This window comes from Streptomyces sp. SCL15-4, assembly GCF_033366695.1.
In the GTDB taxonomy this organism is placed as follows: Bacteria; Actinomycetota; Actinomycetes; order Streptomycetales; family Streptomycetaceae; genus Streptomyces.
The window spans coordinates 509359-523959 of the sequence record NZ_JAOBTQ010000001.1; the positions used below are offsets into that span (position 1 = coordinate 509359).

The 14601-nt window shown below is 75.4% G+C and carries 12 protein-coding genes; 8 read left to right on the plus strand and 4 right to left on the minus strand.

Features of this window, described 5'->3' with window-relative positions; translation table 11 throughout:
- Positions 1-65 precede the first annotated feature (65 nt).
- From SCK26_RS02055 to SCK26_RS02075, 5 genes are read left to right on the plus strand one after another with little or no spacing between them, the layout of a single operon-like run.
- Complete coding sequence (locus tag SCK26_RS02055; RefSeq protein WP_318199489.1) at positions 66-2153, plus strand: DegT/DnrJ/EryC1/StrS family aminotransferase; 2088 nt, start codon at positions 66-68, stop codon at positions 2151-2153.
- The gene (locus tag SCK26_RS02060; protein ID WP_318199490.1) at positions 2150-3334 is read left to right on the plus strand and encodes a hypothetical protein; all 1185 of its coding nucleotides are present in this window, start codon (positions 2150-2152) and stop codon (positions 3332-3334) included. The genes SCK26_RS02055 and SCK26_RS02060 overlap by 4 nt, the downstream gene beginning before the upstream one ends.
- A gap of 10 nt (positions 3335-3344) precedes the next feature.
- Positions 3345-4478 carry a hypothetical protein gene (locus SCK26_RS02065; RefSeq protein ID WP_318199491.1) on the plus strand — a complete coding sequence of 378 codons (1134 nt, stop codon included), beginning with the start codon at positions 3345-3347 and terminating at the stop codon, positions 4476-4478.
- 47 nt (positions 4479-4525) lie between these two features.
- Complete coding sequence (locus SCK26_RS02070) at positions 4526-5410, plus strand: phytanoyl-CoA dioxygenase family protein (protein WP_318199492.1); 885 nt, start codon at positions 4526-4528, stop codon at positions 5408-5410.
- A gap of 32 nt (positions 5411-5442) precedes the next feature.
- Complete coding sequence (locus tag SCK26_RS02075; RefSeq protein WP_318199493.1) at positions 5443-6651, plus strand: galactosyltransferase-related protein; 1209 nt, start codon at positions 5443-5445, stop codon at positions 6649-6651.
- Here SCK26_RS02075 and SCK26_RS02080 read toward each other — a convergent pair.
- Genes SCK26_RS02080 through SCK26_RS02090 form a run of 3 tightly spaced genes read right to left on the minus strand, consistent with a single transcriptional unit; the run spans position 6632 to position 9981 of the window.
- Entirely contained in the window at positions 6632-7600 is a 969-nt protein-coding gene (locus SCK26_RS02080) for a Gfo/Idh/MocA family oxidoreductase (RefSeq protein ID WP_318199494.1), read from the minus strand. The genes SCK26_RS02075 and SCK26_RS02080 overlap by 20 nt on opposite strands.
- 10 nt (positions 7601-7610) lie before the next feature.
- Positions 7611-8606 carry a zinc-dependent alcohol dehydrogenase gene (locus SCK26_RS02085; protein WP_318199495.1) on the minus strand — a complete coding sequence of 332 codons (996 nt, stop codon included), beginning with the start codon at positions 8604-8606 and terminating at the stop codon, positions 7611-7613.
- A complete protein-coding gene (locus SCK26_RS02090) occupies positions 8593-9981 on the minus strand; it encodes an MFS transporter (protein WP_318199496.1) in 1389 nt (462 codons plus the stop codon). Before SCK26_RS02090 ends, SCK26_RS02085 begins: the two co-directional genes overlap by 14 nt.
- Positions 9982-10228: 247 nt before the next feature.
- On the opposite strand from SCK26_RS02090, the gene SCK26_RS02095 reads away from it, so the two are divergent.
- The 3 genes from SCK26_RS02095 to SCK26_RS02105 all read left to right on the plus strand — a co-directional run bounded on the left by SCK26_RS02095 (position 10229) and on the right by SCK26_RS02105 (position 13759).
- Positions 10229-11743: a glycoside hydrolase family 3 protein gene (locus tag SCK26_RS02095; protein ID WP_318199497.1), complete on the plus strand. Its 1515-nt coding sequence runs from the start codon at positions 10229-10231 to the stop codon at positions 11741-11743.
- A gap of 195 nt (positions 11744-11938) precedes the next feature.
- A complete protein-coding gene (locus SCK26_RS02100; RefSeq protein WP_318199498.1) occupies positions 11939-12085 on the plus strand; it encodes a hypothetical protein in 147 nt (48 codons plus the stop codon).
- Positions 12086-12442: 357 nt separating this feature from the next.
- Positions 12443-13759 carry a phytase gene (locus SCK26_RS02105; RefSeq protein WP_318199499.1) on the plus strand — a complete coding sequence of 439 codons (1317 nt, stop codon included), beginning with the start codon at positions 12443-12445 and terminating at the stop codon, positions 13757-13759.
- A 124-nt stretch (positions 13760-13883) separates the two neighbouring features.
- Here SCK26_RS02105 and SCK26_RS02110 read toward each other — a convergent pair whose 3' ends face one another.
- Positions 13884-14213: a hypothetical protein gene (locus SCK26_RS02110; protein WP_318199500.1), complete on the minus strand. Its 330-nt coding sequence runs from the start codon at positions 14211-14213 to the stop codon at positions 13884-13886.
- Positions 14214-14601: the final 388 nt, after the last annotated feature.

The following is a 14601-nucleotide window of genomic DNA, read 5'->3' on the forward strand; positions in this document are numbered from 1 at the left end:
CCGTGCCGCCGGCCCGGCGGCCGGAAACACCCACCCACTCTCACGGAATCGGTCCGGCACACACCATGCAGATCCGCCACTTGCAACGGGTCCTGGCGCCCGAGCCGGCCCCACGTGACACCCCCGGCGGCCACCCGCTCCGCTCCATCGTGCGGCGGCTGGCGCGCGTCGAGCGCGAGGGCTCACGCGTCACCGTCATCGCGTCCGCCACCACCGTGCGCGACGGCCTCCGGCGCGAGGAGCTGACGCTCGGCTCGCCGGCGCGCGGCGAGTTCCGCGCGGTCCTGCTCTCCCCGGAGCACGCCCGGCCGGGGCCCGGCGTGCTGGTCCTCGGCGGCAAGAACGCCCGGCTGGAACAGCTGACCGGCGAGGCGGCGCCCGACCACCCGGACCGCAACACCGCCGAGCGCCTGGCCCGCGCCGGTCTCACCACGCTGGCGTTCGACCACGGCGTCCTCGGCGGCGTCCCGTCCGAGCGGCTCGGCGGGCGGGACGAGGGGGCCGTCCTGGCCCACGCGTTCACGCTCACCGGCCGTTGTCTGCTCGGCGCCCTCGTCGGGGACGCGCTCGGCGTCCTGGCGGTGCTGCGCGCCCATCCGCTGGTCGACGGCGAGCGCGTCGGGCTGCTCGGGCACAGCATGGGCGCGGCCGTGGCGCTGCACACCGCGCTGCTGGCCGAGCGTCCGCTGCCGGTGTGCGCCGCCAGTCATCTGGGCACCTATCCGGCCCTGTTCGGACGGCTCTTCACGGGCTTCGAGGGCGCGGTGCTGCCGGGCATCCTCGAATACGCCGATCTGCCGGACCTCTACGCCGCCCTGGCCCCGGCGCCGCTCCAGCTCCAGTACGGCACCGACGACCCCTTCCTGGACCCGGCCGACACCCGTGCCGCCGCGGAGACGGTCCGCCGGGGCTACCGGACGGCCGGTGTGCCGGAGCCCGAGGTGCTCGAACTGCCCATGGGTCACGGCACCCACGTGGCGCACGCGGCGCGGTTCCTCACCCGCGCGCTGGCCGCGCCCGCTGCGGACCCGGCGCCCGTGCCGGCCCAGCGCATCCGCTTCGACGCCACCGAGCGTCGAGCCGTTCTGGACCGCGTGGACACGGCACTGGCCTCCGGTGTCCTCACCCAGGGACCGCTGGTCGCCCGGTTCGAGGAGCTGGCCGGCGACTGGACCGGCACGGCGGGCGTCGCCGTCTCGTCCGGCTCCGCCGCCCTGGAGATCGCCCTGCGGATCCTGGACGTGGCGGGCGGGACCGTGCTGATGCCCGTCAACACGTTCTTCGCGACCGCCGCCGCGGCCGTCCGCGCGGGCGCCCGGGTCCGGTTCGTCGACATCGAACCCGAGGGACTGGGCATGGACCCGGCCGCGCTGCGCGCCGCCCTGGACCGCGAGCCCGGCGCCCGGGCCGTGGTGCCCGTCCACATCGGGGGCATCGTGCCGCCCTCGCTCGACGAGGTGCTCGCCCTGTGCGCGGAGCGCGGCGTTCCGGTCCTGGAGGACGCCGCGCACGCCTTCGGCAGCACCCTGCGCGGCAGACCGGCGGGCAGCCTCGGCCGGTTCGGCGCGTTCTCCTTCTTCCCGACCAAGGTCGCGCTCAGCGGCGAGGGCGGACTGGTCACCGGCGCGGCGCCGGAGGACCTGGAAGCCGTACGGCGGTGGCGGGACCACGGCAAGAGTGCCGCGGGCTCCACCCTGCACGACCGGCCGGGCGGCAACTGGCGGCTCAGCGAACTGCACGCCGCGGTCGGCACGGTGGACCTCGAACGCTTCGCCGCCACCCTCGCCGCCCGGCGGGCCCTCGCCCGGCGCTACGACGCGCTGCTCGACGGGGTCCCCGGACTGCGGCCGCATCCGGTGCCCGGGGAGTCCGGGAGCAACTACTACAAGTACCTGGCCCACCTGGACGAGTCCGTCGACCGGGAGGTCCTGAAGAAGCGGCTGCGGGACCGGCACGGTGTGCACCTGGCGGGCGAGGTGTACGACCACCTCCTGTGCGACCAGCCGTACTTCGGGGCCGCCGCGGGCCCGGACGGCGACTTCCCGCGGGCCCGGCGGTTCGCCCGGCACCACATCGCGCTGCCCCTGTTCCCCTCGCTCACCGAGGAGGAGCAGGAGCGGGTGGTCTCGGCGCTCCGCGGCGAGCTGTCGTGACGCCCGTCGTCCACGCGTTCCGTCGCGGGGCGTGGCAGCCCTCCCTCGACACGGCGGCGCTGCCGGGGCCGGCCGGGATCCGGCTCGCGCTGGTGCCGGAGATCGTGGCCGCGGACGACCGCCGCTGGTGGGACCGTACGGCTCCGGGCCTGCCTCCCGTACCGGCCGGGCGGCGCGCGCTGCTGCTGCGCGCCCTGGAGCTGTTCGAGCACGGGGTCCTCACGGTGGGCGGGCTGGGGCGGCAGAGCGCCGAGGACTTCCGCGCGGCGCTGTGGGAGACGGCCGGGCTCCCCCGGTCCCTCGTCGACCGCTGGTGCGGGATGCTCAAGGCCGCGCCGGCGGAGCGGCCGGTGCCGGAGCCCGACGCGACGGTGGCGCTGGTGGCGTTGCCGGGCAACACCTTCACCTGCCTGGACGCGGTCCTCGAACAGGCGGAACGTTCCGCCGCGGTGTGGATCCGGCCCAGCAGACGCGAGCCCCTCTCGGCGGCCCGGCTGACCGCCGCCCTGCTGGAGGCGGGCTGGCCGCCGGAGCGGATCGTGTTCTGCCCGACCGGCCGGCGGGAACTCGACGGCCTGGTCCGGCTCACCGACCGTCAGGTCGTCTTCGGCGGTTCCTCGCTGGCCGCGTCGGTCCGCTCCTCGGCCGGGCTGAGTCTGCGCGGGCCCGGCCGTGGCTGTGCGCTGGTGCCCGAGGACATGGGGACCGCCGAGGCGGTCGAGTGGCTGCTGCCGTTGGTCGCGGCCGACTCCGGCCGGTTCTGCAGCAACGTGCGCACCGTGGTCCGTTCCGGGCCGGCCGAGCCGCTGGCCACCGCCCTGGCCGGCGCCCTCGACGCGGCCACCGGTGAGCCAGGCGGCGGCGACTGGCCGCTGACGGCCTTCCGGGACCCGGGCGCGGCCGAGCGCGCGGCCCGTTCCGTGACGGACCTTTTGGGTCCGGCGGACCGGCTGCTGACCCGCCGGCCGCCGGTCGTCGGGACGCCCGGCGGCGACCGCTACGTCACCCCGCACCTGGTGCTGATCGGGGAGCCGGACCCTGATCCGCGACGGCACCCGCTGATCGGCCACGAAGTCCCGTTCCCGTTCGCGGCCGTGGTGAGCGCCACCGGCCCGGCCGCCGAGGCGATCGCCGGCCGGTCCCTGTTCGTGTACCGCCCTCCGGCGCGGGCGACGGCATGAGGAGAAGTCGATGACCAGCGTACGAAGCGCTCCGCCGACCCCCGCGACGGTCTGGGCCGCCATGCGCGAGCGCGTCCCGGAACTCACCGTCGACCTGGACACCTGGACGCGCCGCATGATGCGGTGGCACTTCTCGCCGGAGACCGGCTCGCCCTTCTGGGTCTCCCGCCGGTCCTCGCTCGGCTTCGATCCGCTGACGGATGTCGACGGCTTCGCGGCCCTGGAGCTCTTCGGCCTCTTCGACAAGGAGGAGCTGCGCGCCGCGTCCGCGCGCGACCTTCGTCCGCGCGGCTACCAGGGGCGCCCCTTCCGGATCTTCGAGACCGGCGGGACGACCGGCGCCCCCTGCCGGATCGTCAACGTCACCCGCCTCGACCTCGACGTGCGGATCTACTCCGTCATGCTGAGGGCGCGCGGGCTGGCGGGCGGCGACATCCTGGCGATGACGCCGATGGGCCCGCACGCCTACGGGCACTTCGTGGAGGCCCTCGCGGACACCTGGAACGGTGCCGTGCACGCCATCGACCTCGACCCGCGCTGGGTCAAGGCGACGCTGCGCACCGGCGGCGACCCCCGCGCGTACACCGACCACCTGATCGCCCAGACGGTGCCGCTGCTGACCCGCGAGCGGCCCGCGCTGCTGTTCACCACACCACGCCTGCTCGTCGAACTGGCCCTGCGGCTGCCCGAGCCCCTGCACACGTACGGGGTCCGCGCGGTGTGCACCGGAGGCACGTCGTGCACGCCGGCCGAGGCGCAGCACCTGCGGGAGACGCACCTGACGGGCGTGCAGTGGATCGACACCTACGGCAACACCCTGGTCGGCCACGCCCTCCAGGCCGACGCGGTGCCGGACGGCCCCGCGCTGCCGGAGGGCGGCACCCACTCGTACCATCTGCCGCCGCCCTTCGCGGTGCTGACCGTCGTCGACCCGGACGACCCGTGGCGGGAGGTGGCGGTGGGCGAACGGGGCCGGGTGCGGGCCACCACGCTGCTGGAGGACCTGTTCATCCCCAACCTCCTCGAACGCGACAGCGCGGTCCGCACGGGCCCCCACCCCTGGTTCCCCTGGGACGGAGTGGCCGCCGTACGGCCGGCCGACACGGCCGGCGACGAGGAGGAAGCCGTGGAGGGCGTGTACTGACCCGCTCACCGCGCGCCGCCCGCACCCCTCGCACCGGAGGAAATCCCATGCCGCACCCCACCATGCCGCGACCGGCCCTGTCCTCCAACGGCGTGCCGATAGCGTTCTCGCCGGACCTGTTCGGCCCGCTGCGCGGAAGTGCCGGACTCCTCGGCGATCCCGGCGCCCTGCGCGAACGCCTGCACGCCGACGGCTACGTGTACCTGCCCGGTGTCCTGGACCGGGCGGAGGTGCTGCGCCTGCGCGGCGCGTACTTCTCCCTCTTCCCGGACGGCTACCTGGCCGACGGCACCCGTCCCGAGGACGGCGTCTTCTCCGGCAGCGTGCCGGCGGGGCTCCCGGAGCACGGGCTGCCCCGGCACCCGGCCCACGCCTTCGTCCGGTCGGCCGGGTTCGAGCGGTTCATGGCCGACCCGCTGCTGTCCGACCTGGCCGAAACCCTGCTCGGCGGCAGTGTCCGGATGCTGCCCCGGCGGATCCTGCGCCACTTCCACCGAGGCTCCCGGCGCGCGTCCCGGGCCCATGTGGACCTCGACTACATGAACGCCGTCTCGGCGTCCCCGCGCGTGGTCACCCTGTGGATACCGGTGGGCGACTGCCCGCTGGCCACCGGCCCGCTGATCTACCTGGAAGGGTCGCACCGGCTCCGGCCCGAGGAGTACGCGCCGCTGCGCGAGGTCACCGACCGCCCCGGCGACCGGCGGCCGATCAGCCACGACCTGGAGCTGACCGCCCGTCACCTGGGACGCCGCTGGCTGTGGACCGACTTCCGCGCCGGAGACCTGATGGTGCACCTTCCGCGGATCGTGCACGCCTCGCTGGACAACACCACCGACACCCTGCGCCTGTCCGCCGACGTGAGGTTCATCCGTGCGCAGGACACGCCCGACCCGCGCTGGCTCGTCCCGTGGTCGGCGGACGACGGCGCCTGACCTTCCCGCACCCAGCCGATCGGAGCCCTCCTGTGTCCACCGCGCCCGAGCCGACCGTTTCCCGCCTCGCCGACCGTCTGACCGCCTACGCGGTCCTGGCCCACGACCCGGCGGTGCCGCGGATCGCCGCCGACTACTGGGCCCTGAGCGAGGACCACTACCGCACGGTGGACGCCGCGCTCGCCGGCCTGGTGGCCGCGGACCCGGCCGCCTGCGGCGCCTACCGGGCCGTCGTCGGCGACCCCGCGGACACGGCGGCGCAGCACACGCTGCGCGACCGCCTCGGCGTCCTGCTCGCCGGGCGGGCCGGAAGGCGGGCGGAACTGGCGGCGGCGGTCGCCGAGGCCGACGGGCGGATCTGGATCGACTACCACCTCGGGGCCGACTACACGGCGGCGGAGCCGGCACCGCGCTCCGGGACACCCGCCGTGCCGCGGGTCCGCCAGGAGTCCTCAGATGTCGCCCCGGTCCAGGTGGTGATCCCCTTCCGGGACCGCTCGGGCGGCCCGCGCACCCGCAATCTGCTGGCCTGCCTGCGCGCCCTCGCCGACCAGGAGGACGCCCCGGCGCACCAGGTGACGGTGGTGGAGTGCGACGGCGGGCCGCGCTCCCGGGACCTGCTCGACGGCGTGGTCGACCGGTACGTCCTCGCGCCCAAGGACGGCCTGTTCAACAAGGCGTGGACGGTCAACGTGGGAGTCGTGGAGGCCACCCGCCCTCTCCCGGCCGGTCGGGCGGTCCAGGTGTGCGTCCTGGACGCCGACATCCTGGTCGACCGGCACTTCGTCGCCCGCAACACCGCGCGGCTGGCCGACGGCGGGCACGGCGCCCACCTGCCGTTCCGCTGGTCGCTGTCGCTGGACGGCCCGTCCACCGCGCGCGCCATCGGCCTGCGCACCGAGGCCGGTGCCGCCGACGTGCCCGGTTCCGTGCTGCGCGGCCTGCTGCTGCGCGAACCTCCGGGCGGCTGTGTGTGGGTGCGGTCCGACGTCTTCCACGCGGTGGGCGGATTCGACGAGCGGTACGAGGGGTGGGGCGGCGAGGACGACGACGTGGTCGCCCGGCTGGCCGCCGCCGCCCCGCTGCGCCGCTACGACGACGCGCTGCTGCACCTGGACCATCCGCGCCCGGAGATGACCCGGGACGACGGCAGGCCCTTCAACGCGCACATCGAGCCGCTGAGCTGGTCCCCGGAACACGGCTACGGCGACCCGGAGAAGTTCACCCCGGCCCCGGCCTGACCGGCGCTCCGCCCAGGGCGTCGGAACGCTCCGCGGCCACGATCACGTCGTCGACGAGGACGGCCTCGGCCACCGGGCACACCGGTGGCCGCCCGTCCCGCACGGCCGCCCGGAAGTCGGCGAGCAGCGGCAGATGGGGATTGGGGTGTCCGGGCGCGTCCACCACGCGGTGCTCTCCCGCCGGGCCGGTGACGCGCAGTTCGCCCGAGTCCAGCGGGTCCAGGACCAGCGAGCGGTTGCCGCCGTGGAGGGCCAGCCGGTCCACCGGCGGTCCGCCGCCCCACTCCAGCAGGCAGTGCGCGCGCGTCCCGCCGGGCCAGGCCAGCTCCAGATCGGCGGTGCGTTCGGCGCCGGCGGGGAACCGCCGGCCCAGCCGGGCCCGTACCTCGGCGGGCGGTCCGAACAGCGTCAGCAGCAGGTCCAGGCGGTGGCTGCCCGCGTCGGCGAGCACCCCGCCGCCGGACACGGCCGGATCGGTGCGCCAGCGCATGGGGTCGTCCGGGCCCGGGTCGAACGCGTACCGGAACCGGACCTCGATCCGCTCCGGTGTCCATCCGGCCAGCTCCCGGCGGACCTCGCCGAGGACGGGGGCGAGTCTGCGGTAGTAGGCGACGCCCGCGCGGGCCCGCGCGGTGGCGAGCCCGGCGCCGCCCGGGCGCAGCGCCCCGGCCAGTGGTTTCTCCACCAGCACGGGCAGCCCGGCGTCGAGGACGGCCTTGGCGAGCGGGACGTGGCGGTCGACGGGAGTGGCGACGTACACCGCGTCCGTTCCCTCCAGCAGGCCCCGCGGGGAGGTGCCGGACCGGGGCACGCCCCACCGGGCCGCCGCCGACGCCGTACGCCCCGGGTCCCGGCCCCACAGGAAGACCGGTTCCTCGCCGAGCGCGCGCAGGGCGGGCAGCACGCGGCGGGAGACGATGTCGCCGTGGCCGGCCACGGCCCACCTCACGGGCGTGTCCTCACGGGACGATCGCCACCTTGAGCGTGCGGGGCGGCGGGCCGTCGTAGGGGGCCTGCTCCGCGTCCGGGTAGAGGACGCGGCTGGCCGACAGCCGCTCCATCGCCTTGGGCAGCTCCTCCAGGGAGTAGGTGTGGGTGAGCAGCTCGGGCAGGTGCAGCTCCCGGCTGCGGGCGAGGCGTTCGGCGGTCGCCAGGGCCTCGGCCCGCGCGGTGTCGAGGGGTTCGGCGGAGCTGTGCACCCGGATGCCCTTGCGCTCCCAGGTCACCAGGTCCACGGTGACCCGGGTGTCGATGTGGTGGGTGCCGAGCATGACCACGAGCCCGTTCTGGCGTACCAGGTCCACGCACGCGTTGAGCGTGGTCGGGGTGCCCACGGCGTCCACGGCCACGTCGAACGCGGCTCCGACGCCGAGCAGCTGGTCGCGGCTGCCGTCGACACGGCGCACCGCGTCGGCACCGAGGCGCGAGGAGCGCTCCAGCCGCCAGTCGTCCAGGTCGACGGCCGTGATCTCCGCGGCCCCGCGCAGGGCCGCCATCCGCAGTGCCATCAGGCCCACCGGGCCCTGCCCGACCACCACCACCCGGTCGCCGAGCCGCACCCCGCGGGTGGCGTGGACGGCCAGCGGCAGCAGTTGCAGCAGGGCCCCCTGCGCGAAGGGCACCGTGTCCGGCAGCGCGCCCACGGAGATCTCCCGGGCGAGCGCGTAGTCGGCGTACCCGGAGGTCAGCGGTGTACGGACGAACACGCGCCGGCCCGGGGCCACCCGGGTCACGCCCGGTCCGACGGCCTCCACCGTGCCGGCGATCTCGTGGCCGAAGCAGCCCTGGGAGCAGTGCTCGCGCAGCCCGTGGTAGTGGTAGTAGGCGAGGTCGCTGCGGTTGCAGACGGTGCACGCCCGCACCCGGACCAGGACCTCCAGCGGCCCGGGCTCCGGCACCGGCACACCGGTGGCCAGGCGGATGTCGCGCCGGCCGGCCAGTTCATACCGTCGCATGCTTCTTCTCCTCCGTCGGGGGCACAGCGATTCTGCGGGCGATCGGGACGGCCGCGGCGGTGACCGCCAGGGCGAGGGCGAACACGGCGGCGAAGGCGGCGGTGTCCTGTCCCACGCGCACATGCGCCGCGTTGAACAGCGCGCCGCACAGGCCGACCAGGAGCACGCTGCAGAGGTTGTCGGACAGTTGCAGCGAGGCCGAGTTGCGGCCCTGCCGGCCGGCGGGCGAGTGTTCGAGGGTGAGGACGCCGATGCCGGGCAGCAGCAGGCCCATGCCGAACCCGGCGATCACGAGCCCGGCGCCCACGGTCGCGGCGGGCATCGCCCGCAGGGTGCCGCAGAGGGTCAGGGCCGTGCCCGCCCCGTGGATCAGCACGCCGGCGAGGACCACCCGCTCGCGGGGCAGCGGCAGCCCGGGGTGCCCTTGCAGCCAGGAGCCGGCGAACCAGGTGAGGGCCGCGCCGGTGAGCGACATCCCGGCGGTGCCGGGCGACCACTGGCGTTCGTTGACCAGCATCAGCGGGATGTAGGTCTCGATGGTGAAGTAGGCGCCCGCCGTGACGCCGCGCAGCAGCACCAGCGACGGTATGCCGCGCGCCGCGCGCAGGCTGCCGGCGGGCAGCGACGGCCGTACCCAGACGGCCAGCAGTACGAGTCCGGCGGCGGCCGCCGCCGCCCGGCGGAGGCCGGTCTCCGCTCCCGCGTACTGGAGCAGCCCGGCTCCGAGGGCGACCGCCGTCGCGGGCAGCAGCCGCAGCCCGTCCGGCTCCTCCCGGTCCTCGCCGCCGGTCGTCGGGAGCCGCCGCAGCAGCGCGGCGGGCAGGGTCAGGGCCAGCACGCCGAGTGCCGCGATGCCGTGGAACACCCACGCCCACGACAGGTGCTGGGCGACCGCCCCGGCGACCGGCGGCCCCACCATGGAAGGAACGATCCAGCAGGCGGTGACCAGGGAGAACATCCGGGGCCTGAGGGCCGCCGGATAGACCCGGCCGACCACCACGTACAGCGCGACGGTGACCGCTCCCCCGCCGAGCCCCTGGACACACCGGCCCAGCACGAACGGGGCGATGGAGGTGGCGGTGCCGCAGAGCAGCGCGCCGCCGGAGAAGCACAGCAGTCCGGCGGACAGCACCGGCGCCGGTCCCCGCCGGTCGGCCGAGCCGCCGCCCAGCACCGTGCCCACCATGCCGGTGGTGAGGAACCCGCCGAAGGCGAGCCCGTACAGCCCGAGCCCGTCGAGGTCCTGGACGGCGAGCGGCATCACCGTGCCGAGGGCGAGCCCGGCGAACGCGACGAGGACGAACAAGGCGGCCACCGCGAGGGTGCACGCCCGGTAGGCGGCCGAGAACAGACCGCCCGGGGCCGACGACGTCATGACGTCTCGAAGGGGGCGTACATGGTCGTCTCCCGTCACCTGAGGTCGAACACCGGGGGAGGCTCGCACAGCTCCCGGGACGCGTCAACCCCAGTGATCACCAAGGAAGTTGACCCATCGGTAAAGGCAAGTGATCTCCTTGACACCGCGGATTGGTACAGGCCAATATCCCCCTCATCATGGCGCCGCCGTCGCCGGGGGCCCTTGTGTCACCGCCGACCACCCCGAGCTCACCCGAAGGACTCACATGGCCGCCACCAGCCACCCGGACCTCATGCGACTGGCCAACTCCGTGCTCCAGCCGGGGTTCGTCGGAACCACCGCACCGGACTGGCTGCTCCGCAGGATCGGCGAGGGCCTGCGCTCCGTCGTGCTGTTCGGCCGCAACATCGTGGACCCCGAGCAGGTCCGGGCGCTCACCGGGTCGCTGCGCGCCGAGAACCCCGACCTCATCGTGGCCATCGACGAGGAGGCCGGGGACGTCACCCGCCTGGAGGCCCGCAACGGCTCCTCCTGGCCCGGCAACCTGGCCCTCGGCGCCGTCGACGACGTCGATCTCACCGAGCGGGTCGCCCGGGACATCGGCCGTGCGCTGCGCGAGGCCGGCGTCTCCCTGAACTACGCGCCCAGCGCCGACGTCAACTCCAACCCGGCGAACCCGGTGATCGGCGTGCGCTCCTTCGGCTCCCGCACCGACGTGGTGGCCCGTCACACCGCGGCCTGGGTCCGCGGCCTGCAGTCGGCCGGTGTCGCCGCCTGCGCCAAGCACTTCCCCGGGCACGGTGACACCAGCGTCGACTCCCACCACGGCCTCCCGCGGGTGACGGCGGACGCCGCCAGCATCGCGCGGATCGCGCTGCCGCCCTTCGTCGCCGCGATGGAGGCGGGCGTCCGCACTGTCATGACCGCGCACATGCTGGCTCCCGCCTTCGACGAGGAGTGGCCCGCCACGCTCAGCGACCGCGTCATCGGCGACCTGCTCCGCAAGGAACTCGGCTTCACCGGCCTGGTGGTCACGGACGGCATCGAGATGGCCGCGGTCTCCGACCGCTACGGCATCGAGGGCGCGACCGTGAGAGCGGTGACCGCGGGGTGCGACGCGGTGTGCGTCGGCGGCGAGAGCGCGGAGGCCGCCACGACGGAACGGCTCGCGGACGCGCTCGTCGCGGCCGTCCTCGACGGCACCCTGCCCGAGGAACGGCTCGCCGAAGCGGCCGGCCGGGTCGAGGAGTTCGCCGCCTGGTCCGCCGGGCTGGTCCGCGCGGCCACGGCGGACGAGACGGCCGGCGGCATCGGACTCGTCGCCGCCCGGCGCGCGGTCACCGTCCACCGGAACCCGGCCGCAGGCGTCCGGTTCCCGCTGGCGGGCGACCCGCACGTGGTGGAGCTGTCGCCGGTCACCAACCTCGCCATCGACGGCAGTACGCCGTGGGGCGTGGCCGAGCCCCTGCGGGCCCTGCGCCCGGGCACCACGTCGGTGCGGATCGGCGAGTACGACCTCACCGACGACCCCGGCCTCCTGGAGCGGGAGGCGCTCACTCCCGCCGCCGGCCGGGCCCTCGTCGTCGTGGTCCGCGACACCGCCCGCTGCCCGTGGATGGCGCGGGCCCTGGCCACCCTGGTCCGCCACCGGCCCGACGCCCTGGTCGTGGAGATGGGGGTCCCGGGCGGCGAACGCCCCGGCGCGGTCCACGTGATCACCCACGGCGCGACCCGGGTCTCGGGCATCGCGGCCGCCGAACTCCTCGTCGGGGCCGGCTGACCGACGGCGGCGGGCCGGCCCCTCGCACCGGTGCGGACCGGCTCGGGCCTCGGGGCCTTTTCCGAGCCGGCCGGCGACGGCACGGGCGATCGAGTGGACCGCCGGCCGGCCGGAAGGGGGTGGACCGCCGGTCACCGGGTAGCCGGGACCCAGGGGTGCCGCAGCGGAACGAGGCACCACGACGGAAGGAATGTGATGGCCGGAGTCGTCGAACGTATCAAGCAGTTCGCCAGGAGCCCGCAGGGCCGGCGGACGATCGAGCAGGTGCGCCGGACCGCCGCCGACCCGCGCCGCCGCGCCCAGGCACAGGAACTGGTGCGGAAGCTGCGCGGCCGCCGGTGAGCCCGGAGCGCACGCGGGCGGCGGGAACGGACCGGAGAACGGCCGGCGCGGTTGTCGCCGCGCCGCCGGGCCCGGGCCGTACGCCGCCCGTGATGCGCCGAAGGATCCCGCCGTCCGCCATCCCTCGGTACGTTCATGCCGAGGACGGGCGTTTCTGATCCGGTCGTCCCGGAAGACCCATGCCGGCACGCCGCGGGAAACCCGGCGCCCGCCGGAGCCTGGCTCATAGAGCGCTTGTGAACGGGAGTTGGCGCGTGGTCGTCTCTCCTGTGACCAGGTGTCCAGCTCATGGTCTCCTGCAGGCAAAGTTCTCCCCCCAAGATCGGCATGTCCGCGACACCGACCTAGGAAGCGCTTGTGAGAACGCATCGCACACCGCGTAAAGCCGCCGCCCTCGCCCTGGGTGCCGCCCTGCTCGCCCTCCTGTCCGCCGCCCCGGCCGGGGCCGACGACGAGGACCTGCCGACGGTCACCCCGACCAGCGAGACCCCCGCCCTCTACGACGACGAGGCGGGCGGCAACTCCGACGCGGACGACCCCGCGATCTGGCGCAACGCGGCCGACCCCGGCCACAGCCTCGTCATCGCGACCGCGAAGAAGGGCGGCCTGCGCGTGTACGGCCTGGACGCCCGCCCGGTGCAGTCGCTGCCCGCGCCGCGCCCGGCGGCCGAGGGCGACGCCCCGGGCCGCTTCAACAACGTCGACCTCGTCACCGGCCTGAGCACTCCCGCCGGCCGGACCGACGTGGCCGTGGTCAGCGACCGGGGCAACGACCGGCTGCGGATCTACCGCATCGACCCGGCCAAGCCGGGCGCTCCGCTGACCGACGTCACCGACCCGGCCGCCGTCCCGGTCTTCTCCGCCGACCAGGCCGAGATCAACGAGCAGCGCACCGCGTACGGCCTCGCCACCTGGCAGGACAAGGCGACCGGCCGCTCCTACGCGCTGGTCAGCCAGCGCGAGCGGACCCGGCTCGCCCTCGTCGAACTGACCCCGACCGCACGCGGCACCGTCGGCTACCGCAAGGTCCGCACGCTCGACCTCCCGGCGTCGTTCCGCCTGCCCGACGGCACCACCTGGTCCCCCTGCGCCGAGCCCGGCGAACTCCCGCAGGTCGAGGGCATGGTGGTGGACCCCGCCACCGGCACCCTCTACGCCGGCCAGGAGGACGTCGGCATCTGGCGGCTGCGCGCCGACCTGACCGACAGGCCGGTCCTGGTGGAGAAGGTCCGCGAGTACGGCGTTCCCGGTGTCTACGACGAGACCACCGAGGAGTGCACGGCCGGCGCCGACCCCGGTTTCGGCGGCAAGCGGCTGACCGCCGACGTCGAGGGCCTGACCCTGTTCCAGGAGTCCGACGGGGACGGCTATCTCTTCGCCTCCAGCCAGGGCGACAACACCTTCGCCGCGTACGACCGCGAGGTGAGCGAGGACAACGAGTACGAGGGCGGCTTCCGCGTCGGCCCGGCCTCCGCGACGCTCGACGGATCGGAGGAGTGCGACGGCGCCGCCGTCCTGAACGCCCCGCTCGGCAGCCGCTACCCGCACGGCCTGCTGGTCGTCCAGGACGGCCACGACACTCCGGAGACCTCCGACGGCGAGGGCGGCACCCGCACGGCGACCGGCTTCAAGTTCGTCGACCTGGCCGACGTGGTCGACGCCGCCGACCTGTGACGCCCGCACCACGCTGACACCCACACCGGCCGCCGGACGGACCACCGCACCCGGCGGCCGGTCCGGCGGTGCCGACGGCCGCGCACGTCGGCCGGCACCGGCTCGGCCGGTGAGCGGCGGGCCGTCAGCGGAGGCGCAGGGCGAGGACGTCCCGGTGGCCGTTGGTGTCGCCCGGCACGAGGCCGTCGTCGTGGGGGAAGACGGCGGTGCGGCCGGCCGCGTCCGCCGTGACCTCCGCCGTTCCGGTCTGACTCTCGGTGCCGTCCGCGGCCACGTCCAGCCGACTCACCACGCCCGTGCGCACGTCCTTCACGAAGACGCCGGCGAGGCCGTTGGTGTCGCCCGGGACCAGGTTGTCGGCATCCGAGACGAACGCCACGAAGCGGCCGTTCCCGCTGACCACCGCGCCGCCCGAGTCGCCATTGGCGAGGGTGCCGTCCGCGGCCGTGCTCACCACCGCCGGTCCCGGATCCCTCGTCCCTCCGCTCGCCGGCGGCGCTGCCGCCGCCGGAGCCACCGCCGTCACACAGGCCAGCGCCACCACCGGCAAGACGGCCGATCCGTGCCACCGCATGTCCCCTCCCCCGCCCACCCGAACCGGACACCGCCCGAACGCGGGCGGCGCCACCGAGCGGCCCGCTGCTCCGCGCGTGTTCCGCGGACCACGGCGAGCCAACCCCGGCCCGCCCGCCCGGGTCGACAGACGATCCGGCCGCCCCGGGCCGCCTGGCGGAGCCCGCGGGCCCGCGGCCCGCCGCCGCCGGCCGGACCGCCCGAGGGAGCCGACGAGCCGGCCGGTCGCCGGGTGACCGTTCGGGCAGACCGGCCGGGTCCTTTGTCCA

What these genes read in the sequence shown, in the direction of transcription:
- SCK26_RS02055 (WP_318199489.1), top strand. Translation starts at nt 66, where the DNA reads ATGCAGATCCGCCACTTGCAACGGGTCCTGGCGCCCGAGCCGGCCCCA.
- SCK26_RS02065 (WP_318199491.1), top strand. Translation starts at nt 3,345, where the DNA reads ATGACCAGCGTACGAAGCGCTCCGCCGACCCCCGCGACGGTCTGGGCC.
- SCK26_RS02070 (WP_318199492.1), top strand. Translation starts at nt 4,526, where the DNA reads ATGCCGCACCCCACCATGCCGCGACCGGCCCTGTCCTCCAACGGCGTG.
- SCK26_RS02085 (WP_318199495.1), bottom strand. Translation starts at nt 8,606, where the DNA reads ATGCGACGGTATGAACTGGCCGGCCGGCGCGACATCCGCCTGGCCACC.
- SCK26_RS02090 (WP_318199496.1), bottom strand. Translation starts at nt 9,981, where the DNA reads ATGACGTCGTCGGCCCCGGGCGGTCTGTTCTCGGCCGCCTACCGGGCG.
- SCK26_RS02095 (WP_318199497.1), top strand. Translation starts at nt 10,229, where the DNA reads ATGGCCGCCACCAGCCACCCGGACCTCATGCGACTGGCCAACTCCGTG.
- SCK26_RS02100 (WP_318199498.1), top strand. Translation starts at nt 11,939, where the DNA reads ATGGCCGGAGTCGTCGAACGTATCAAGCAGTTCGCCAGGAGCCCGCAG.